Genomic DNA, 498 nt, shown 5'->3' with positions numbered 1-498 from the left:
GCCGCTGCGGGTGTTCACACGCGTCCAGCTCCTCGAAGGAGTCTGGGGCATGCCTGCTGTCGGGGATCACCGCACGGTCGACGTCCATGTCACCCGGCTCCGACGGAAACTGGGGCCCGGGTTCCGGCAGATGCTCGCCACGGTTCGCGGGGTCGGCTACAAGTACGACCCGTCCATGTCGTAGGAGGAACACAGGAGGGGCGCGCATCCCGGATCCCGGGGGCGCGCCCCTCCTGTGCGTCGTCGACCGCCGTTCAGGGCTCGTAGCGGTAGCCCATCCCGGGCTCCGTGAGGAGATGCCGGGGGTGGGCCGGGTCGCGCTCCAGCTTGCGGCGCAGGCCGGCGAAGTAGACCCGGAGGTAGTTGGTCTTCTGCTCGTGGCCGGGCCCCCAGACCTGTTGCAGGATCTGACGGCCGGTCACCAGCTTGCCCGGGTGGGCCAGCAGGACGGCGAGGATGCGCCACTCCGTCGGGGTGAGCCGGACCGCCCGCTCCCTC

2 protein-coding genes are annotated in these 498 nt (G+C 70.9%); one reads left to right on the top strand and one right to left on the bottom strand.

The features are described from left to right. On the top strand, positions 1-184 hold a 184-nt coding region (locus DN069_RS39105), incomplete at its 5' end, for a winged helix-turn-helix domain-containing protein (RefSeq protein WP_133260212.1). 70 nt (positions 185-254) lie between these two features. Here DN069_RS39105 and DN069_RS39100 read toward each other — a convergent pair. Next, positions 255-498: winged helix-turn-helix domain-containing protein (locus tag DN069_RS39100; RefSeq protein ID WP_207892426.1), on the bottom strand; the 244-nt coding region annotated here is incomplete at its 5' end.

The sequence above is a fragment of the Streptacidiphilus pinicola genome, from assembly GCF_003258295.1.
GTDB classification, from domain to species: domain Bacteria; phylum Actinomycetota; class Actinomycetes; order Streptomycetales; family Streptomycetaceae; genus Streptacidiphilus; species Streptacidiphilus pinicola.
The sequence above is the reverse complement of the archived record's forward strand: the minus strand, read 5'-3'. Positions and strand labels throughout refer to the sequence as shown.